20 protein-coding genes are annotated in these 19,037 nt (G+C 59.2%); 12 read left to right on the forward strand and 8 right to left on the reverse strand.

Features of this window, described 5'->3' with window-relative positions:
• Positions 1 to 359: 359 nt before the first annotated feature.
• A complete protein-coding gene (locus FJ398_14895; GenBank protein MBM3839222.1) occupies positions 360 to 743 on the reverse strand; it encodes an RNA-binding S4 domain-containing protein in 384 nt (127 codons plus the stop codon).
• A 124-nt stretch (positions 744 to 867) separates the two neighbouring features.
• Between FJ398_14895 and FJ398_14900 the strand changes: the two genes are divergently transcribed.
• The 7 genes from FJ398_14900 to FJ398_14930 all read left to right on the forward strand — a co-directional run bounded on the left by FJ398_14900 (position 868) and on the right by FJ398_14930 (position 7,067).
• Positions 868 to 2,772 (forward strand): CRTAC1 family protein, encoded by a 1,905-nt coding sequence (locus FJ398_14900; GenBank protein MBM3839223.1) that lies wholly within the window; start codon positions 868 to 870, stop codon positions 2,770 to 2,772.
• A 250-nt stretch (positions 2,773 to 3,022) separates the two neighbouring features.
• On the forward strand, positions 3,023 to 3,844 hold the full coding sequence (locus FJ398_14905) for a prepilin-type N-terminal cleavage/methylation domain-containing protein (GenBank protein ID MBM3839224.1): 822 nt from the start codon (positions 3,023 to 3,025) through the stop codon (positions 3,842 to 3,844).
• A gap of 111 nt (positions 3,845 to 3,955) precedes the next feature.
• Positions 3,956 to 4,252 (forward strand): hypothetical protein, encoded by a 297-nt coding sequence (locus FJ398_14910; GenBank protein ID MBM3839225.1) that lies wholly within the window; start codon positions 3,956 to 3,958, stop codon positions 4,250 to 4,252.
• Positions 4,228 to 4,794, forward strand: a complete 567-nt coding sequence (locus FJ398_14915) for a PAS domain S-box protein (GenBank protein MBM3839226.1) — start codon at positions 4,228 to 4,230, stop codon at positions 4,792 to 4,794. Before FJ398_14910 ends, FJ398_14915 begins: the two co-directional genes overlap by 25 nt.
• Positions 4,795 to 4,837: 43 nt before the next feature.
• A complete protein-coding gene (locus FJ398_14920; protein ID MBM3839227.1) occupies positions 4,838 to 5,236 on the forward strand; it encodes a hypothetical protein in 399 nt (132 codons plus the stop codon).
• Entirely contained in the window at positions 5,233 to 6,108 is an 876-nt protein-coding gene (locus FJ398_14925; protein ID MBM3839228.1) for an HDOD domain-containing protein, read from the forward strand. The genes FJ398_14920 and FJ398_14925 overlap by 4 nt, the downstream gene beginning before the upstream one ends.
• A complete protein-coding gene (locus tag FJ398_14930) occupies positions 5,934 to 7,067 on the forward strand; it encodes a response regulator (GenBank protein MBM3839229.1) in 1,134 nt (377 codons plus the stop codon). The genes FJ398_14925 and FJ398_14930 overlap by 175 nt, the downstream gene beginning before the upstream one ends.
• 262 nt (positions 7,068 to 7,329) lie before the next feature.
• On the opposite strand, the gene FJ398_14935 is transcribed toward FJ398_14930, so the two are convergent.
• From FJ398_14935 to hpt, 7 genes are read right to left on the reverse strand one after another with little or no spacing between them, the layout of a single operon-like run.
• Entirely contained in the window at positions 7,330 to 9,801 is a 2,472-nt protein-coding gene (locus FJ398_14935) for a hypothetical protein (protein ID MBM3839230.1), read from the reverse strand.
• Positions 9,798 to 10,499 carry a hypothetical protein gene (locus FJ398_14940; GenBank protein MBM3839231.1) on the reverse strand — a complete coding sequence of 234 codons (702 nt, stop codon included), beginning with the start codon at positions 10,497 to 10,499 and terminating at the stop codon, positions 9,798 to 9,800. Before FJ398_14940 ends, FJ398_14935 begins: the two co-directional genes overlap by 4 nt.
• Positions 10,496 to 11,869: a hypothetical protein gene (locus FJ398_14945; protein MBM3839232.1), complete on the reverse strand. Its 1,374-nt coding sequence runs from the start codon at positions 11,867 to 11,869 to the stop codon at positions 10,496 to 10,498. Before FJ398_14945 ends, FJ398_14940 begins: the two co-directional genes overlap by 4 nt.
• A 4-nt stretch (positions 11,870 to 11,873) precedes the next feature.
• Positions 11,874 to 13,598 (reverse strand): type II/IV secretion system protein, encoded by a 1,725-nt coding sequence (locus tag FJ398_14950; GenBank protein ID MBM3839233.1) that lies wholly within the window; start codon positions 13,596 to 13,598, stop codon positions 11,874 to 11,876.
• A 44-nt stretch (positions 13,599 to 13,642) separates the two neighbouring features.
• Positions 13,643 to 14,032 (reverse strand): molybdenum cofactor biosynthesis protein MoaE, encoded by a 390-nt coding sequence (locus tag FJ398_14955; GenBank protein MBM3839234.1) that lies wholly within the window; start codon positions 14,030 to 14,032, stop codon positions 13,643 to 13,645.
• 45 nt (positions 14,033 to 14,077) lie between these two features.
• Complete coding sequence (locus tag FJ398_14960) at positions 14,078 to 14,323, reverse strand: MoaD/ThiS family protein (protein ID MBM3839235.1); 246 nt, start codon at positions 14,321 to 14,323, stop codon at positions 14,078 to 14,080.
• Positions 14,324 to 14,327: 4 nt separating this feature from the next.
• The gene (gene hpt / locus FJ398_14965) at positions 14,328 to 14,843 is read right to left on the reverse strand and encodes a hypoxanthine phosphoribosyltransferase (protein MBM3839236.1); all 516 of its coding nucleotides are present in this window, start codon (positions 14,841 to 14,843) and stop codon (positions 14,328 to 14,330) included.
• 615 nt (positions 14,844 to 15,458) lie between these two features.
• On the opposite strand from hpt, the gene FJ398_14970 reads away from it, so the two are divergent.
• The 5 genes from FJ398_14970 to FJ398_14990 all read left to right on the forward strand — a co-directional run bounded on the left by FJ398_14970 (position 15,459) and on the right by FJ398_14990 (position 18,811).
• Positions 15,459 to 16,091, forward strand: a complete 633-nt coding sequence (locus FJ398_14970) for a MotA/TolQ/ExbB proton channel family protein (protein ID MBM3839237.1) — start codon at positions 15,459 to 15,461, stop codon at positions 16,089 to 16,091.
• A complete protein-coding gene (locus FJ398_14975; protein ID MBM3839238.1) occupies positions 16,088 to 16,516 on the forward strand; it encodes a hypothetical protein in 429 nt (142 codons plus the stop codon). Before FJ398_14970 ends, FJ398_14975 begins: the two co-directional genes overlap by 4 nt.
• 11 nt (positions 16,517 to 16,527) lie before the next feature.
• A complete protein-coding gene (locus FJ398_14980) occupies positions 16,528 to 17,322 on the forward strand; it encodes an energy transducer TonB (protein MBM3839239.1) in 795 nt (264 codons plus the stop codon).
• Positions 17,323 to 17,327: 5 nt separating this feature from the next.
• Positions 17,328 to 17,552 carry a hypothetical protein gene (locus FJ398_14985; GenBank protein MBM3839240.1) on the forward strand — a complete coding sequence of 75 codons (225 nt, stop codon included), beginning with the start codon at positions 17,328 to 17,330 and terminating at the stop codon, positions 17,550 to 17,552.
• 80 nt (positions 17,553 to 17,632) lie between these two features.
• On the forward strand, positions 17,633 to 18,811 hold the full coding sequence (locus tag FJ398_14990) for a GuaB3 family IMP dehydrogenase-related protein (GenBank protein MBM3839241.1): 1,179 nt from the start codon (positions 17,633 to 17,635) through the stop codon (positions 18,809 to 18,811).
• Positions 18,812 to 19,037 lie beyond the last annotated feature (226 nt).

A 19,037-nucleotide genomic window follows, 5' to 3' on the forward strand; every position in this document is an offset into this window, starting at 1 on the left:
GAATTTTGCCTGGGGCTGCGTTGCTCCTCGGTCACAGCCCCACTGGCGGGGGATGCTCGCTCGTCGCGCCTTGCCCCAGGCCAAATTGGGCGCAACGAACGTGAGCGTATTTACGAAACGGACCACTAAGTAAACGCCGTTTCATCGCGGCCAGCAATCTGCGGCCACGACTTACTCAAGCATCAGAATTTAGAAGAGCAACGCGCATGCCGTCTCAGTTTTGCCAGGCTGTTCCCACGAAACCAACCCACCCCTTCGCCCCTCCCGGGAGGGGAAACTGGAACCGCGACGTCGCACGAAGGTCTCCTCCTGGAAGGGGAGGGGCGGCATAGACCGTGCGCTCCTGCGGGCACGGTTCCTCAAACCCCGTCACTCAGGAGACGCTCGATAGCTCTTCGGTTCTTCTTTGTCGGGCGTCCCAGGCCTGGCGGATGGAAGACGGGTTGATGCCTCACTTCAGTCAGCTTCGCGTATTCCGAGGGAGGCGTCAGGTCCTCGAGATGCAGTTTCGCGACGGGCGCGCCGACGCGCCGGTCGATCAATCCCAGCACTTTGACAGTTTTCGTAATGATCCCGACTCGCGCCGAAATGATTTCCCCCACGCGCACGGAGCGCGAGGGTTTCACAGCGTGCCCGCCAATCTCAATGTGGCCTGCACGGCAGGCGTCGGCTGCCATCGTGCGGGTCTTGTAGAGCCGGACAGCCCAGAGCCATTTGTCGATGCGGACTTCGGACAGTTCCATCGGGCCTGGAGTTTAAGAACGGGCTGACGTGGGTCAACGATGTTCCTGTCCGCAGCCCTCAGAAAACAGAGGACTTGGGTACTCAGACTTCCCAATTTCCGACGCGCATGGTTTGCTTGGCGCAATGAGTAACGAATCGCTCGAAGATGACAAAAGAAACAACCGCCCCCCCGCTTCCGATCCGCCTGAACAATCAGATCCGGATGAAGTTGCGCACTACGATGAGGCGGTAATTGGCCGCGCGTTTCGGTGGTCGTTTGTCGCGTTTGTTGCCCTGGCTGCGCTGCTCGCGGGTGTATGGTTTCTGCTTAAGCGGAAACCGGCGCCCGCTGCGCCAAAGGTCACTCAAATTACCGCGCCCGTCACGCGGCCTATCATGCTGGCCGAGATTCCCCAAGCAAGGTTCACCGACATTACAGCCGAGGCAGGAATCAAGTTCGCTCATCACAACGGCGCCTACGGCGAAAAGCTGCTTCCCGAGACCATGGGCAGCGGGGTGGCGTTCTTCGATTTCGACAATGATGATGCCCCGGACCTCCTCTTCATCAACTCCACCGATTGGCCATGGAAAACCGACGCCGCCCGGAAACCGGCGACCCTTGGGCTTTATCGTAATGACGGCAAAGGCTGCTTCGAAGACGCGACCGCTGGCTCCGGACTGGACGTAAGCCTTTACGGAATGGGCGTCGCGGTGGGTGACTATGACAACGACGGCTGGGTCGATGTGTTCGTCACGGGTGTAGGCGGCAACCGTCTCTTCCGAAACCTCGGCCAGGGCAAGTTCGCCGATGTCACGGTCTCGGCGGGCGTCGGCGGCGCTCCCGGCGAATGGAGTTCCAGCGCCACGTGGTTCGATATGGAAAACGACGGGGATCTCGATCTGTTCGTCTGCAATTACGTCCGCTGGTCCAAGGAAATCGATCTGGAAGTCGGCTACAAGCTCACCGGCATTGGACGCGCCTATGGCCCGCCGATGAATTTTCAAGGCACGTTCCCGTATCTTTACCGCAACGATGGAACCGGAAAATTTACGGACGTCTCCCCGACCAGCGGGGTTCAAGTCAAAAACTCGGCAACGGGTGTGCCGGCCGCGAAGTCGCTCGGCGTGGCGCCAGTCGATCTGGATAACAATGGCTGGATCGATCTCGTCGTGGCGAATGACACCGTTCAGAATTACGTTTTCACGAATCGGACGGACGGCACGTTCCAGGAGATCGGGGCCGTCACCGGGATTGCATTTGACAGTTACGGCAATACCCGCGGCGCAATGGGGATTGACGCCGGTTATTTTCAAAATGATGGCCGGCTGGGAATTATCATCGGGAACTTCGCCAACGAAATGACCGCGCTTTATGTGTCGCAAGGCGCTTCCGCGATTTTCACCGACGAGGCGATCACGGAAGGCATCGGGCCAGCCAGCCGGTTGCTCCTCAAATTCGGCGTCTTCTTCTTCGATTACGATCTGGATGGACGCCTGGATGTGTTTAGCGTCAATGGCCATCTGGAGGAGGAAATCAACAAGGTCCAGCAAAGCCAGCATTACGCCCAGCCGGCGCAACTCTTCTGGAACAGCGGGCAGAAGAACACCGCCGCCTTCCAGGTCGTGCCGACCGAGAAAGCTGGCCCCGACCTGTTCAAACCCATCGTCGGACGCGGCTCCGCTTTCGCGGACATCGATAGCGATGGAGATTTGGACGCCGTGCTCACTCAGGCGGGAGGGCCGCCTCTCTTGCTGCGCAACGACCAGGCGCTGGGCCATCACTGGCTGCGGATCAAATTGGTCGGGAAGAAAGCCAACCGCGACGCCATTGGGGCGAAGGTCAAAGTCCGGGTCGCCGATCAAACGCTCGTTCGCCAGGTCATGCCCACGCGAAGTTACCTGTCCCAATCGGAGCTGCCGGTGACGATCGGTTTGGGAAAAGCCAACCGGGTCGAAGCCATCGAGATTGTGTGGCCAGGCAACCGAATCCAAAAGGTTCCTCTGGAGCTGGTCCGCATTGATGCCATGAACGTGGTCCAGGAGCCGTGACGCCGGATCGCCTCAGAACGTGCCCACATGACGGAAACCTCGACATGTAACAGGCCTCATTTGGCCTCGCTCTCGACCTCATCAACTTCATACAACTTCATCAGCGGCGTTGACTAATCGGAAAAGACAGGCTAAAGACTCATACGACGATGCGCGTCCGGTTTACTGGGACGTTCGGGGTTCCGACGGCTAAGAACGTAACCGTTGAAATCCTCCGCGCACCTGCTAAAACAACCATCAGACTAAAGTGATGAAGAGCATGCACCGGCCCAAAGGCGTTCGTTCTGCGCCGCAACAAGACGGTTCTCTCCGCGGTTTCACTTTTGTGGAACTGCTCGTGGTTCTGGCCATTATAGCTGTCCTTGCGAGCTTGCTTTCTTCGGCTTTGAATCAGACCAAGGCCAAAGCCCATCAAATTACGTGTCTCAGTAACTTGAAACAACTGTCGTTGGCTTGGCACGGGTACTTCAACGACAACGACGATCAGTTGCCTCTGAACAAAAGCGAGGACGGCGCTAATGAAAAACTCTTTGGGCGAAGGAACGCGCTCGGTTCTTGGGTCGTGGGCAACCCCAAGGAGGATATCACGACCCGCAACATCGTGAAGGGCACGCTTTATCCGTACGCCCGGTTCGCCAGCATGTATCGTTGCCCGGATGATCGATCCACGGTCGTGGGGCATCCATTTCCACGGACGCGCAGTTACTCGATGAGTTTCTACATGAACGGGGATGCGGCAGGCATTGAACCTCGGGTAAAGACCCTGTTTTCGGCGATTGATAACCCCTCGCCGGAGAAGGTTTTCGTTTTCATCGAGGAGCATGAGAATAGCGTCTGGAGTGGTTCCTTTTCCGTTGTCCCACCGGAAAAGGGAGTGCTGGCAGCCCCCATTTGGGTCAGCACTCCGGCCGAAAGACATAACCGAGGTTACAACCTTTCGTTTGCCGACGGACATGTCGAATACTGGAAATGGTATTCCTCGAAAAGCCTGCTGCCTGCCAGCCGGCCCAGTGCTGACCGCCATGAAATCCGGGATCTCCGGCGCCTCCAGGACGGCGTGCCGAAGCCTTGATTTCCGCCGCTCAGGTTCGCTTGGCTCCGCAGTTCTGCCGATCCTCCGATCAAAGGCTCTCCCCGAAATCCTCTGCTCTCCTGGCAGGTTTTTGGGTTTGAGTTTATTTCCATGAAGGAAATCCCCTCCGCTAACGGGCCCGCCTCGGCTGCGGGTTCTGTCCATGATTGGCTCCTCACCATTCTGGAAGCGACCACCGATCTGGTTGATGTCACGGACATCCACTACAACCGATTTCTCTACCTGAACAAAGCAGCCCGCGACCGCCTGGGAATCGGCGCGAGCGAAGTTCTCAGCAACTTGTCCATTGACGATTTCCAACCGCCTTGGGCCAGGGAATTGATCCGGCGAGAAGCGATCCCCGCCGTCCTGCAAAACGGCGTTTGGACCGGCGAAACTGTTTCCTGAGCCGTGACGGGCGTGAGATCGCGGTTTCCCAATTGATCCTGGCGCACCGCGCCGCGGACGGCACCGTGGCTCACCTGTGCACCATCGCCAGAGACATGACGGACGCAAAACGCGCTCAAGAGGCGCTGCGCCGCAGCGAACAGCTTTTCCGGGTCATGACGGAGAATGCCACGGAGTTGATCGCGCTGGTGGATACGAAAGGCAATCGCCTCTACAACAGTCCGTCCTACCAAACCGTCCTGGGATACAGCCCGGACGAACTTCAAGGCACCTGGTCGATGGAACAAACTCATCCGGATGATCGGGCGAAATTGCTGGAGGCAGCAGCAGAAACCAAATCCACTGGGGTCGGCAAATTCATCGAATACCGGATGCGGCACAAGGACGGCTCCTGGCGAACGCTGGAGTCCCACGCCGGCGTCATTCGGAACACGCGCGGCGAAATCGAGAATATCCTGATCGTGGCCCGCGATGTGACCGAACGGAAACGGGCAGAGAAAGAACGCGAGATGATGGAGGTGCAGTTGCGTCACGCGCAATGAGTGGAAATACGTCGCCGACGCCATCACGCACTTCGATCCGAACTTGCCGATGGTGCAATGCCTGGCGGCAGAGTTGAATCAGGTGATTCTGAATCTCATTGTGAACGCCGCTCACGCCATCGCGGACGCCGCCGCCCACGGCAAGAAGGGCAAGGGCACGATCACGCTGAGCACGCGGCGTTGCGGGCACCAGGTGGAGATACGGATCGCCGACACCGGCACGGGCATTCCGGAGCCAATTCGGGACCGCATCTTCGAGCCGTTCTTCACGACCAAGCAAATGGGCAAAGGAACGGGCCAAGGGCTGGCGATTGCCCATGCCGTCGTCGTGGACAAGCATGGCGGGACCATTCATTTTGAAACCGAAATGGGCCAGGGCACAACTTTCATCATCGGCCTGCCCCTGAACTCCGCGCCCCCGGCCAACCACCCATCCGCTTGAAGACACGCATTCTGTTCGTGGACGACGAATCGCTGGCGCTGCAAGGGCTGCAGCGCCTGTTGCGCCAGATGCGCACCGACTGGGACATGGCATTTGCGGACAGCGCCAGCCGGGCCCTAGAATTGATGCGTCACTCCCCTTTCGACGTCGTCACGGATATGCTGATGCCCGGCATGAACGGGGCCGAGTTTCTGAATGAGGCGCGGAAGCATTATCCCCACACGATTCGCCTGATTCTGTCCGGGCACGCGGATAAGGAACTGATCTTTCAGTGCCTCGGTTTCGCTCACCAGTTCCTCGCCAAACCTTGCCCGCCCGAATCGCTCAAAGCGGCCCTCGCGCGAGTCTCCAGACTGAATCAAACGCTGCAATCCAATGAAGGCCTAAGAGAATTCATCACCCGGATGGATCGCTTTCCCAGTGTGCCTTCGCTGTACATCGATCTGGCGGAAACGTTGCTCAACGCCGACGTCTCCCCCGCAGAGGTGACCCGCATTGTCTCCAAAGACCCCGGTGTCACCGCGGCAACGCTGAAGCTGGTGAATTCAGCTTTCTTCGGCGGTGCGTGTGAAATTCCGGATCCCGCCGTTGCGATTTCCTGCCTGGGATTGGACACTTTCAAAAGCCTGGCCTTCAGTTTGAACGCGTTCAGTCCCTTTGACGCTGCGCTGTTCAAAGAACGCGCCCTGGAGGGTTTGTGGCATCACAGCGTGGACGTAGCCGTCGCGGCAAAGCGAATCGCGGAGATAGAGGGGGCGGACAAGAAGACAGTCGCGGGAGCTTATGTGGGCGGGTTGCTCCACGACATCGGCAAACTCGTGCTGATTCTCTACTCCTGGGAGCAGCACCGGAAATCGGCCAGGAGTCGTTGAACATCGTCCAACGGCAAGGGCCGTACGCCGTCGTGGTCGCGGACATGCACATGCCCGGCATGAACGGCATCGAACTCCTGAGCAAGATTCGCGAGGTCGCTCCCCAAACTGTGCGCATCATGCTCACGGGAAACGCCGACCAGCAAGTCGCGGTTGAGGCTGTCAACAAGGGCCACATTTTCCGCTTCCTCAACAAGCCGTGCACTCCCGAAACGCTCGCGCTCGCCCTGGAAGCCGGTTTCGAACAATACCGTCTCATCACGGCGGAAAAGGAGCTTCTCGAAAAGACGCTCAGCGGAAGCGTCAAGATGCTGACGGAGATTCTTTCCATGGTTGAGCCGCAGACTTTCGGGCGCGCGCAGATGCTCCGCGATTATGCGCGCGGACTGGCTGTCCCGCTGGGGATTACCTCGTTCTGGGAACTGGAAGTTGCCGCTTTGCTTTCGCAAATTGCCTACGTCACGATTCCTGCAGCAATCATCCATAAGGACCGGACCGGCGCAGCCCTCAACCCGACCGAGAAGCAGATTATCACCCGCATCCCGGAAATCGGGAACAAACTGCTCCTGAACATTCCCCGCCTCGAATCGGTCGCGCGCATTGTCCTTTATCAGAACAAATACTACGACGGCTCCGGATTGCCCCAGGATTCGGTGGCCGGGGATCAAATCCCGCTCGGGGCCAGAATCCTCCGCGTCCTCTCGGATTTGATCAAACAGGAGATCGAAGGCGCCGTTCGTTACGAAATCTTGGATCAGATGCGCCGCCGGCCGGGCGCTTACGATCCCAAGGTGATCGACACGGCCATGGCGACGCTCGTTCAGGATGCGGGCGCGACGAAATCCGGGCAAGCCATGCTGGTCAAAGACCTGGCGCCAGGCCAAGTGTTGCTCTCGCCGGTTATGACCAACGACGGCGTCCTGATCGTTCCAGCAGGGACCGAGATCACCCAGATGTGATGGAGAAGCTGAAAAACTTTGCCGCCCTCAGCGGGATCAAAGAGCCGATCTACGTGAAGAAGTAGCGGCGCTTCGCTTCAGACGCGCGCCATTTTCACGTGAGGAAACCTGACGCCGTATCCTCCGGACGAAATCGAGATTTGTTTAACAGGAGGCAACAGAGGAAACGGAGAGCCCGTGAATCAAGCAATCAAGCTGGCCACGCCTCCGTTGCCTCTGTTTGCTCCTGTAAAAAAGAACTCTGCCTTCGTTCTCGCAGTAATCAGTGTCCTAACGCTTGTTTCTTAGGAGCGCCGGCTTCCGGCTTGTTCCTTGACGGCCTGCTTTTTTGCCTTCGCTTCTGCTCGTCCTTGCCAAATTCCTCCTCTGCTTTCTGAACTCCTGGAAGCATCGACTTTTCTGTCTCGGCGACTTCCGCGGCAATATCCGGAGTCCTCAGCACCGTCGCTTTCATCAGGATGACCAATTCCGAGCGATTGTTGGATTTGTTCTTTGAGCGGAATAGCGCGCCCAGCCCCGGGATATCTTTCAGGATCGGAACGCCGGAATTGCCCTTGGAACGGCTCTCCGTAATAAACCCGCCCATCATGATCGATTGGCCGTCGCGCACGGTCAGCGTCGATACCGACGCCCGCTCGTTCACGACCGGGATCGGATTGCCGTCGATGATGACGTCGGCCCCTCGCTGGCTGGCGTGCTGTTCGATCTCCATCACCACGAGCCCTTCCGGAGTAATGAACGGCGTCACCGAAAGCGTGATCCCGATGTTGACCGTCTGAACGATGGACCGGCTGCCGATCCCGCCGCCGAATCCGCCGTAGTAGCTGTCGTAGGAACCGGTCACGTACGGCACGGCCTCGGCGACCACAATTTCACCCGGGATCGCGTGGGACGTCTGGAGTTGCGGCCGGGAGATGACGTTGATCGTGCTTTGCCGCGCGATCGCCGTTACTGCAAGGTCAAGGTCGCCTCGAATATTTCCAAAATAGCTGAAACCCGAAGGCAATCCGGAGGCGAGGTTCGTGATGTTGTTGAGAAACGGCTGGCCGTTGTTGACGCCACCCGCCCCATTGAAGTCGTTCCCAACTCGCTTGGGGTTTTGCAGCATGCTAACCCCAAGATTGGACGAGTCGTTGAGCGAAACCTCCATGATGATGGCTTCGATCAAGACCTGCGCCAGCAGCACGTCCACCTTCGCCACGATGTTCGTGATCATCTCAATGTCCCGTTTGTTGGCGTAGAGCAGAAGCGAGTTGGATTTCAGGTCGGGCACAATTCGCGCATCCTGCAGAAGCTGGACGGCCTCTCCGCCTGCGGCCCGGTTAACGATCTGTTGGAGGCGCTGTTGAAATGAAGACTGGGCGCCTCCGGCCGTTGTGGGGGTGGTCGCGGCTGCCAGCGGCTGCAGGGTCCCGTACGGCTGAACGCCGCCGTAACCGCCGTAACCCGGCTGACGATACCCGCCGCCATACCCAGACTGCGCCCCAAAACCGCCGCCCCGGCTCAAGGCGCTGCCTCCGGTTAGCCGTCCGCCCTGACGTTGCGTCTGGGCTGCGCCGATGCCAGCCACGGCGGTGGCCGCTTGCCCGCTGATCAGGCTCGACATGGTGTTGTACAAATCTTCAACCTTGCCGTACTTGATCGGGATGATTTCCAGTCTGTAATCCGGGTCGCGTGTGACATCGACCTTCTTGACGATCTCCAGCATCCTTTTGACATTCGAAGCGTAATCTCGCAGCACGAGGGTGTTGTTCCCATCGAAAGCAATGACCCCGTTCGGACGGGTGAACGACGCCAGCAACTGGGCCAGTTCGCTCGGCTTGACGCTCTTCAACTCGATGATTTCCGTGACGAACTGCTCGCCCTCCGCCGCTTCAACCACGTTGGTCTTACCCGTGTCCGCGCCTTCCAGGGCCGCGACCGCGAAAGGCACGGCTTTGACGAATTTCTCCCCCACCGGAATCATGGCGATATCGTTCAGCGCCAGAACGGTGTCCATGGCATAAATCGCCTCTTGTCTTGTCCAGTCAGTTTCGGCCTTCAGCGTGATCTGCTGATACTTGGCTTGCAGTTGATACGGGCGCAGAACGGTCCGTCCAGACACCATGGCGTAGATTTCAAAAAACTGATCCAGCGACATGCCTTGAAGCTGCAGCAAACCTTTCTGAATGATGCGATCGGCCTGGGGGGCCGCGGCGGGCGCGCCGGGCGCCGGCTGTTGCACGACAGGTCCAATCGCGGGAGGAACCCCGGGCGGCGCAGCCTGGGGCTGCGTTTGAGCTTGCGCCGCGGGAACGCCTGCGGGCGGGACCGTCGCTGGAGCCGGCGGCTGGGCTTGGACGGTCGCGGCTGGTGGGCTCGTCGTCAAAGGCGGAAACCCCGCCGGCTGATTCGTTGTCGGAGGCGCTACTGTTGAAGTGGACTGGGGAGCCGTGAGAGCCGGGACGGCCGTCGTCGGGACACTTGCCGGTTGGTTTGTTGCTGGAGCCGGTGTGGCCGGGGAAATTGGGGAAGTCTGGCCGGCGGCTGCGGGCGCATTCGTCATCGCTCGGCGAAGCGCGCGCAGCATTTCATCGACCTGATTGGTGCTCAGCGGCGCCGGCGCCAGTGCCGAGGCCGCGGCATTCGTGTTTGGCCGCGCGAATTCGGGCGGCCCGGGTGGCGGGCGCTGAGCCACGAGCCAGGTGCCAAGGGAAAGAGCAACGATGAAAGTGAAGGCAATGCGATTTTTCACGGCTTGGGAGGGGGTTGAACTTTGGACGCGATCGGCTTGGCCACGCCGAGTGCACCAGACGCCACATTGGAGGGCGCCGGTGAGGATGTGGTGCTTGCGGCCACATTCGTCGTGGGCGCGGGAGACGCAGGTTTGATGGGCGGGTTCTTTTGGTAACTGGATACCAGAGTGACGCTGCCCATCAGTTTCATCGGGTTGGCCGGGTTGTCCGGACGCAACCGGAGCTCTTGGACTCGGATCAAGGAATTGGTCGAAGCCAGGCTGACGAGAAAGTTCACCAGCTCTTCGTTCCGCGACTCGATGCCCATGCTCAAGGTTTGCTCTTCGAAGAACTGGTTCGTTTTCGTGCTGCTGGTCTTCGGCCGGGCGTCCTGCTGTGAGACAAAAACGCCGCTCTGGCGCGTTTGATTCTGCACCGTGCGCACGAGGTCCAGTTCCTGTTCTTCCGGGATGACGTTCGATCCAAGGCTTTCGAGATCCCGCAATTTCGTTTCGTAGCGCGGAGCTTGATCAATCTCCTTTTGGTACCGGCGCATCTCCGTTAACGCTTGCTCGTAGCCGGCCTTGACTAGCTTCCAATCCTTGAAGCGCGGCCAGACCAGCCAGATGTTCAGGACGATGAAAACAACCGTGGCGACAAAAACCAGCAGCCTCCGCTCGTTCGGACGCAGATTCAGTTTGCCCAGGAAGGAACTCATTCGATCTCAGATCGGTTCAGCACGCAGTTGAACCGCCAGACAATGGTTTGGCCTCGCGCGCTCCAATTCGGCTGCTCAACCGACTTGAACAGCAATTCGCCGTTCACCGTCTCTTTGCGAAGGGCTTCGTTGTAGTCGATGATCTTGGTCTCGTCGTCTTTCTCCGCCGTGCCTTCCAAAAAGAGCGTCTGGCCCTTGGTAAAGGAAAACTGCGTCAGTGTCAGCCCGCCCAGCAAGCGTTCCGAAGCCGCTTTGAGACAATCGAGCGCCGCGTACTTGAGATTCAACTGGTCCTGGAGCACCTCTGCGCGCGCCTTCAACTTCACGGCGTTGGTGTAACTCCCGCTCAAGGCTGCGACCTGCTTGTCGATCTGGTATTTCTTGAACCGCAAAGTCTGGAGCGCGCCAAAATAGATCAGAACCCCGATCAAATAGGCCGCCAGCACCGCGCCCAACCCTGTCATCCAGAGGCGATCCACGAATTGCTGCTGATAACGCGCGCCGAACTCGACCGGCAAGAGATTCGCTTTGGTCTCGGCGTGCGCTGCCCGGCGGGCGCTCAACTCCGCAAGCGCCTGACGAGCCACCGTGTCCACCAACACGACCGGCACCCCTGACCATTCGCGAAGCGCCGGTTCCAGATCTGCCGCGAAATCGGTTTCGTTGACCAAATGACAGCGCAGCCGCGAGTTGAGCCAACCTTCCATTTCGCCGGCCCAGGCCGTCTTCGTCAGCTCTTCGACCAGGATGCGTCCGGGGTTGGAAGTCTCCGGCAGCCGCAGCAATTGAAGTTGCTGCAAACCGCCCCCGCACCACCAGGCAACGAGGCAAAACCGGTGGCCGCCGTCGGTCATGGGGCGAATCCACACGGCTTCTTCCGCCGCGCCCGAACTTAGAAGTTGGTGCAAACAGGGAAGCTCCAGGCGATCCGCCAAAAAGCCGTCTTCCTCCAGCCGTCCCAGGAATTCCTCGACGACACTCCGAGCTGCGATGATGACAATGGCGGAATGGAGGTTTTCGCCGTAGCGAGGGCCCCGTTCGAGGCTCCACACGATCTGGTTCACAGGCAGAGGCGAAAGCTTTTCGAGCTGTAACTCTGCCATCGAGGTCATCTCGGCGAAGTCCGGCGTCGGCAAATGAACGACGCGCACGAAGACCTGGTCGGCGGGGAGCCACGCGATGTTCAGCTTGCGCTTCCACAGGGACCGCCAATCCTTGGCGACGAGTTTGGCCGGGAGCCGAGTCTGATGGGCGATGGAATCCTGCGTGGCCAGCTTCACCTGGCCGTTGCTGACATTGAATTGCCACAAACTTCGTCCCTGAGGCCCGGCCGCCAGGACATTGCAGGAGTTAAGACTGGCCTTCTTCACGCAGTTACTTCCCGGCCAGGGCGCTGAGGTGCTCTTCGGTTTGGGTGACGCGCAGGACCTCCTCGATCGTCGTCGCGCCCGCTTTCACCTTTCTCCAGCCGTCCGCTCGCAAGGTGCGCATGCCGAGATCGATGGCCATCTGCGAAATCGTGCTGGCCGGCGCGCGGTTGAGGATCAGCGGGCGGAGCGCCTCGGTCAGAATGAGGATTTCGTAAATGCCCGTGCGCCCCTGATAACCGAGGTCGCGGCATTCTTCGCAGCCGCGCCCGCGGTAAAACGTAGTCGTCGCGATCTCGTCTTCGGGAAAGCCGATCCGTCGCAAGTAATCGCGTTCGACTTTCTGTTCGGTTTTGCAGTGCGGGCAAATGGTTCGCACCAGCCGTTGCGCCATCACCGCTTCCACAGAGGACGCCACCAGAAACGGTTCGATGCCCATGTCGATCAAACGTGTGAACGCGCTCGGAGCGTCGTTCGTGTGCAGCGTGCTAAAGACCAGGTGGCCCGTGAGCGCGGCGCGAATGGCGATCTCCGCCGTTTCCAGATCGCGGATTTCGCCCACCATGATGACGTTCGGATCTTGCCGAAGGATATGGCGCAAGCCGACCGCAAAGGTCAGCCCGATGTCCGACCGCACCGCAATCTGGTTGATGCCCTTCAATTCATACTCCACCGGTTCCTCGATCGTGATGATGCGTTTGTGAACCGAGTTGATCGTGCTCAGGAACGCGTAAAGCGAAGTCGATTTTCCGGAGCCGGTCGGGCCGGTCACGAGCAGAATTCCGTGCGGTTTGACGATGATCTCGCGCAAGGCTCCCTCTTCGAGCGGCGAGAAACCGAGCTTGTCGAGGCTCAGGAAAATCTTTCCGCGCGTCAGCAAGCGGAGCGAGACGCTCTCGCCATAGACGGTCGGCACCGTCGAAACGCGGATGTCCAGTTCCTCACCCTTAATCCGGACGTTAATGCGGCCGTCTTGCGGGAGGCGTTTCTCCGCGATGTTCATTCCGGACATCACTTTGATGCGGGAAATCAGCGCCGCCTGATAACGCTTGAGTTGGGGAGGCATCGGCGCCTGGTGCAGAATACCGTCGATACGGTAGCGGATGCGCAACTCGTCCTCCGCCGGCTCGAAATGAATATCCGTGGCGCGGTCCTTGAAGGCTTCCCAGATGATCTGATTGACGAACTTGATGACGCTTGCCTCCTGATCGCCCTCGGTGATTTCCTTGTCTTCGCCGACCAATAATTCGATCGGCTCGTCTTCCGCCAGTTCGTCGAGGGTTTCAGCGCCGACGCCGTAATATTTCTTGAGAGCTTTTTCGATTTCATCCTTTGGCGCCAGCGCGAAGCGCACTGCGCACTGCGCGTCAAATTGCACCGCGTTCAACAACGCCGTGTCGAAGGGATTGCTGACCGCGACTTCGAGCGTGTCGTTCTCGAACTGGGTTGGGATGACCGTGAACTGAAAAGCGACTTTCGTGGAAATTCGCTTCTGGGTTTCCGCCGAGATGCTGATCCGGGGCAAATCCAGATAGGGCCAGCTCAGGGCGGCGGCGAGGCGCTGGAGGAAAACTTCCTCGGAAATTCCCGCCTCGCGGCAGAAAAAAGCGATCAAAGATTCCTGAGATCCGTTTTCGACGGCAATGCGCCACTCTTTGATCCAGGCGTCAAATTGATCCAGGTTGGCCAGAGCCGCTTGAGCGAGGACATTTTTGATGGATACGAAAGCCATGCAAAGACTTTCTGGTTCAACAACCCAAACCGCAAAAAGTTGCGTTAAGAAAGAGGCTTTTTCCAGATGGGAACGACGCGCTTCATTTCATCAATGAGGAACTGGCAAGCCGCAAACGCCTCCGCCCGATGCGGCGCGACGACTTCAACCCAAAGGGACGGTTCGTTCACCTTGACAAGGCCGATGCGATGGACCAGCCGCACCGACTCCACCGGCCATTCCTTCGCCATTTGATCGAACAGCAACTGGAACTGGTGCTCGGCCATCCGCTGAAACGTTTCGTATTCGATGGCATGAATGGCCTGCCTCTCCTCCTGACCCCGCACCACGCCCGTGAAATACACGGCCGCGCCCATGTCCGGGGACATGGAGCGGCTTCCGATCAAGGCCGCTTCGTCGATGGGATCAGTCGTAATTGTCAGCAGGCGTTTCATCAGTGAGGATTTGAGATTTCCCATTTGAAATTTGAGATTCCCAGGCTAGCCCCCTTGAACCGGCGGGAACAAGGAAACCTCATCGCCCTCCTGAAGGAGGTAATTCCGGTCCTGATATTCAACTCCCACCGCCACCAGCGTGGACTTCCGCATGGCGCCCAGTTTGGGAAAGCGCCGATAGATCACCTCCAACAACTCGCCCAGCGTGCACTGGGGAGCGACGCTCTCGGTGACCTGCGGGCAACCGGCCAGCTCCCTGAAATAGGAGTAAAAACTGACTTGGACCATCATGGCATCAGTCGGTGTAAATCTCCGGGCGAAGCACGCCGATGAAAGGCAGATTGCGGTACCGCTCCGCGAAATCAAGTCCATAGCCGACGACGAAGAGATTGGGGATCTTGAATCCGACATAATCCGCGGACAGATTTCGCTTCCGGCGTTTCGGTTTGTCGAGCAGGACGCACGTCTTGATCTGCCTTGGCTTCAAGCGGCGGAGTTTCGCCAGGACGCTCGCCATCGTTTTTCCCGTGTCGAGGATGTCGTCCACGACCAGGACATCGCGCCCGCGAACGTCCAGCCGAAGTTCTTTCGTGTAGATCAAGGTTCGGGATTCGGTTCCATTGCGGTAGCTCGATACGCCCAGAAAATCGAGCCGCAGGGGCAGGGACAACTGACGGATAAGGTCCGCCAGAAATGGCACGGTGCCGGTCAACAGCGCGACAATGACCAGCTCGCGTCCGCGAAAATCCTTCTCGATTTTCCGAGCCAAAAACCGCACGCGCCGGGCCAGCTCGGCCTTCGGGATCAGCACGCGAGCTACATCGCGCCGCCAATGGGCCGAAGAGCGCGCAGAGCCGGAGTTAGTTTGGAAAGTGCGATTCAATTCGATGTGTTACGAGTATCAAGTCCGGCCACCACGATAAAGCGGTTTTCAAAGTGAGACGAATGCCCCTCATCATGTCCCCACCGCGGTTTAATCAAGCGAAAGGAGTTCTCTTCCCCTTCTCAAGAACCAGACGGTAGGGCGAGCGTGTCCCAAGCGAGCCGAGTCGGACGTGTTCCACACACGTGGAGCGGCTCGCCGGGACGGACTCGCCCCACCGGGTTCACGGGCCGAGTGCAGGTCCGAAGGGAACAGGAAGCTTTCAATGAACGGTTGCCAAACCTTTGATGCATACGCATCGAACTTTAGTTGGAAAAGGCTCATGGCTCCAAATGCGCAATCGAAGGAGCGCGAAAGCTCCTGGCGAAGCACGAGCGAGGAGAGGATCGAGGAGAGGGCAAGCCATGAAGACGGCCCTCTTCTCCCTACTCCATCACGCGCACACTCCATTCGGCCATTTGGGAACGAGCCAACGGGTCGTCGGACTCCATCGGGCTGCACTTTGCGCTTTGAACTTTGACACCCGCTGCCTATAACTCGGCCATGTTTCTCCTCCCGCAATGGGTGCAGCTCGGCGGTCCGATCTCCTGGCTCTTGCTGTTGGTGAGCGCCGGTGCGGTGGCCGTTTTTATCGAACGATTGCTGCACTATCATCGAGCGCAGATCAATTCAGCCGAGTTTCTGAACGGCGTGCGCACGGTGCTCAAACGCGAAAATGTCGTCGAAGCCCTCTCGATTTGCGAGGCCACGCCCGGCCCTGTGCCGCGGCTCGTCAAAACCGCGATCCTGAATCATGAAAAAGGACGCGAAGGCGTTCGCGAGGCGCTCGAAGAAGCCGGGCTGCTCGAAGTCCCGCGCCTGGCGGAAAAACTCAACGTGCTGGCGACCATTGCGCAAATCGCGCCCTTGATGGGCCTGTTCGGGACCGTGCTCGGATTCATGCGCATCTTCTCCCGGATCGAAAGCGCCGGCATCAACATCGAGAAACAGCAGCTCGTGGCCGGGGTCTGGGAAGCGTTGATCTGCACGGCCCTGGGCCTCGCCGTGGCCATTCCCTGTTACGCCGGCTACAATTATCTGGTCAACCGCGTCAACAGCATCGTGCTGGACATGGAAAAGGCCTCCACGGAGATTCTGAATATCGTCACGAATAAACCGCTGCCCAAACCCCAATGAAGCTCCCGCGGAACGCCAAGATCTTCCGAGGACAGCTTGACGCCGCGCCGTTCGCGGGCGTCTTTTTCCTGCTTCTGATTTTTCTCACGCTCAGCTCCACGCTGGTCTTTAGCCCCGGGATCAAGATCAATTTGCCGGAAGTTCGCGAGCCCCTGGGAGGCTCGGAAGGCCCGACTGTCGTTGTAGCCATCGACGCCGCCGGCATGCTCTATCACGACAACCAGGCCAAGACGGAAGATAAACTTCGGAAGGATCTCGCCGCCGCGGTTCAAGCCTCGCGGGAACCTCCGACGCTGGAAATCTTGGCCGACAAGGCTGCCCGACTGGAAATCGCCTACCGCCTCATGGGTTTCGCGGAAGGGGCCGGTTTCAAAGCCGTTCATTGCGTGGTTCGCTCCCAGCCGCTCCCCAACCGAGCGAAGTAGCCGTTCCGCCGATGAGCCTCGCTGTGTCCGAAAACGTCCCCTGGTCGCGCCGCCGCTGGTTTCTCACTATCGCACTGCTCACGCTCCTGCAGTTTGCGTTGATCATCGCGCTCACCGAATCGCCAACGCCGCAAAAGCGCCTGGCGAAGGGCGGGTCAGGAGTCCGGATCCTCTCCAATCACGCCTACGAGAAATCCACCCAAGCGCTCGGTTCGCGAGATCCGACGCTCTTCGCGCTGGTCCATCCACAGGGTTTTTCCGGAGCGGCGTGGTTGCGGCTCGCGGAGTTTCCTTATCGAATGACCAGCCCGATGCAGCCGCCGCAAGCGCTGGCCGCCGTTCCCGAACGCCTGGGCCAGCAGTTCGTCCAATTCGCTCGCACGAACCTCAGCGCCGTCCCGCTTACGCTGTCCAAGCTGGAGCCGGTGCTTTCTCGGATCCTCGTCCACGACCCGCCGCCGGTGCTTAGCGCGCGGCTCACGCTCGCAGCCAGCCGATCAGGCCGGCTCCTGCTCACGGCGAGCAATTTGCCTCCAGCCGATCCCTCACTCCTTCTGACCAACTGCGTGGTTTCGGTGATGGTCGCTCCGAATGGCGACACGCTGTCGGCCACGCTGCTCGCGAGCAGCGGTTCGCCCGCCACGGACGCGGCAGCTCTGGTCTGCGCGCGCACGGCCAGATTTGCGCCGCTGCCGAAACCGGCTTCCACGAATGCACCGGGACTCCTCGAGGTTGCATTCGAGCGGCTGGTTTTTCAATGGTGGCCCGAAACACCGCAAGTCCAGACACCCGCTTCGGAGAATTGAAGATCATGTCCGTTGATACGTTTCTCCTCAGTTACGTGGTTTGTTTGCTTGCGGCGCTTTCTGCCGTCGCCCTATATTACGAACTTCGCCGGAAACGGTTCGATCCCACTCCAAGCGAGGACCACATTTTTCGTTGTGAAAAATGCGCGTTTGTTTATACCGACGACCCGGACGTGGACCGTTCACGCTGTCCACAGTGCGGGACCTTGAATGACAATATCAGCTTTTAAGCGGGGAAGCGCCTCCACCGTGCCTTGCGGTGGCGCGGCTCTCTTGCCCTGACGCAAACTCTCAAACACGAAGATAATTTATGGGAATGTGGATTGGCCGTAATCGGAAAGCTCGGGTGACGTATGGGTTCGATGAGATCGCCTTGGTGCCGGGCGATGTCACTATCAATCCAAACGAAGTGGACACCAGCTTTCGCATCCCGAAGCAGGACGGAAGTTTTATCGCCCTGAAGATCCCCATCATCGCCAGCGCCATGGACGGCGTCACCGACGTGCATTTTTGCACTGAAATGGGCCGTCTCGGCGGACTGGGCGTCATCAACCTCGAAGGCGTCCAAACGCGTTACGAGAATCCGGGGGAGATGCTCAAGAAAATCGTCAAGGCCACCAAAGAAGAAGTCACGAGCCTCATCCAAAAAATCTACCAGGAACCGATCAAAGAGGAATTGATCAGCCGCCGCATCCAGGAACTGAAGAGCGCGGGCGTGCTGGCCGCCGTCAGTTCGATCCCGCAAAAGGCGGAACGCTTCGGCGCAATCGCTCAAGAAGCCGGCGTGGACATTTTCGTCGTGCAGTCCACAGTTTCCACGGTCCGGCACATCTCAACGGAGTACAAGTCGCTGGACCTTGAGGCGTTCGTCAAAGCGATGAAAACGCCCGTCATCATTGGCAACGCGGTCACCTACACCGTGACGTTGGAACTGATGTCCTGCGGCGTGGCCGGCGTGCTGATCGGGGTCGGTCCCGGCGCGGCCTGCACGAGCCGGGGCGTGTTGGGATTGGGCGTGCCTCAAGTCACCGCCACCGTGGATTGCGCCGCGGCTCGGGATGCCCACTTCAAGAAGACCGGGCGCTACGTTCCCATTATTACGGACGGCGGAATGAGCAAAGGAGGCGACGTTTGCAAGGCCATTGCTTGCGGAGCGGATGCCGTCATGGTGGGGAGCGCCTTCGCTCGCGCGCAAGAAGCCCCGGGGCAAGGCAATCACTGGGGCATGGCCACGCCGCACGCCAACCTCCCGCGCGGCACGCGCATCAAAGTCGGCCTCAGCGGCTCGCTCAAACAAATCCTCTTTGGACCGGCCACGGTCGATGACGGCTCGCAGAATCTCGTCGGCGCGATTACCACCTGCATGGGCAACGTGGGCCGCCGCACGATCCGCGAATTTCAGGAAACCGAGATTATCATCGCGCCCAGCATCAAGACCGAAGGCAAACTCTTCCAGACCGTGCAAAGCGTGGGCATGGGGACGCAGTAGCGTCCAGTCGGATTACTGGCATTTCCAGTTCCTTGGCTTGCCTTCGGACAGCCACTCCATCGCTGTTTTCATCCTCCGTTGGCGGGTCTCTTCCGTCTTAGTGGTCCGTTTCGTAAATACGCTCACGTTCGTTGCGCCCAATTTGGCCTGGGGCAAGGCGCGACGAGCGAGCATCCCCCGCCAGTGGGGCTGTGACCGAGGAGCAACGCAGCCCCAGGCAAAATTC

Source organism: Verrucomicrobiota bacterium (assembly GCA_016871535.1).
Lineage (GTDB): Bacteria > Verrucomicrobiota > Verrucomicrobiia > Limisphaerales > SIBE01 > VHCZ01.

What these genes read in the sequence shown, in the direction of transcription:
- FJ398_14895 (MBM3839222.1), bottom strand. Translation starts at nt 743, where the DNA reads ATGGAACTGTCCGAAGTCCGCATCGACAAATGGCTCTGGGCTGTCCGG.
- FJ398_14900 (MBM3839223.1), top strand. Translation starts at nt 868, where the DNA reads ATGAGTAACGAATCGCTCGAAGATGACAAAAGAAACAACCGCCCCCCC.
- FJ398_14905 (MBM3839224.1), top strand. Translation starts at nt 3,023, where the DNA reads ATGAAGAGCATGCACCGGCCCAAAGGCGTTCGTTCTGCGCCGCAACAA.
- FJ398_14910 (MBM3839225.1), top strand. Translation starts at nt 3,956, where the DNA reads ATGAAGGAAATCCCCTCCGCTAACGGGCCCGCCTCGGCTGCGGGTTCT.
- FJ398_14940 (MBM3839231.1), bottom strand. Translation starts at nt 10,499, where the DNA reads ATGAGTTCCTTCCTGGGCAAACTGAATCTGCGTCCGAACGAGCGGAGG.
- FJ398_14950 (MBM3839233.1), bottom strand. Translation starts at nt 13,598, where the DNA reads ATGGCTTTCGTATCCATCAAAAATGTCCTCGCTCAAGCGGCTCTGGCC.
- FJ398_14955 (MBM3839234.1), bottom strand. Translation starts at nt 14,032, where the DNA reads ATGAAACGCCTGCTGACAATTACGACTGATCCCATCGACGAAGCGGCC.
- FJ398_14960 (MBM3839235.1), bottom strand. Translation starts at nt 14,323, where the DNA reads ATGATGGTCCAAGTCAGTTTTTACTCCTATTTCAGGGAGCTGGCCGGT.
- FJ398_14970 (MBM3839237.1), top strand. Translation starts at nt 15,459, where the DNA reads ATGTTTCTCCTCCCGCAATGGGTGCAGCTCGGCGGTCCGATCTCCTGG.
- FJ398_14975 (MBM3839238.1), top strand. Translation starts at nt 16,088, where the DNA reads ATGAAGCTCCCGCGGAACGCCAAGATCTTCCGAGGACAGCTTGACGCC.
- FJ398_14980 (MBM3839239.1), top strand. Translation starts at nt 16,528, where the DNA reads ATGAGCCTCGCTGTGTCCGAAAACGTCCCCTGGTCGCGCCGCCGCTGG.
- FJ398_14985 (MBM3839240.1), top strand. Translation starts at nt 17,328, where the DNA reads ATGTCCGTTGATACGTTTCTCCTCAGTTACGTGGTTTGTTTGCTTGCG.
- FJ398_14990 (MBM3839241.1), top strand. Translation starts at nt 17,633, where the DNA reads ATGGGAATGTGGATTGGCCGTAATCGGAAAGCTCGGGTGACGTATGGG.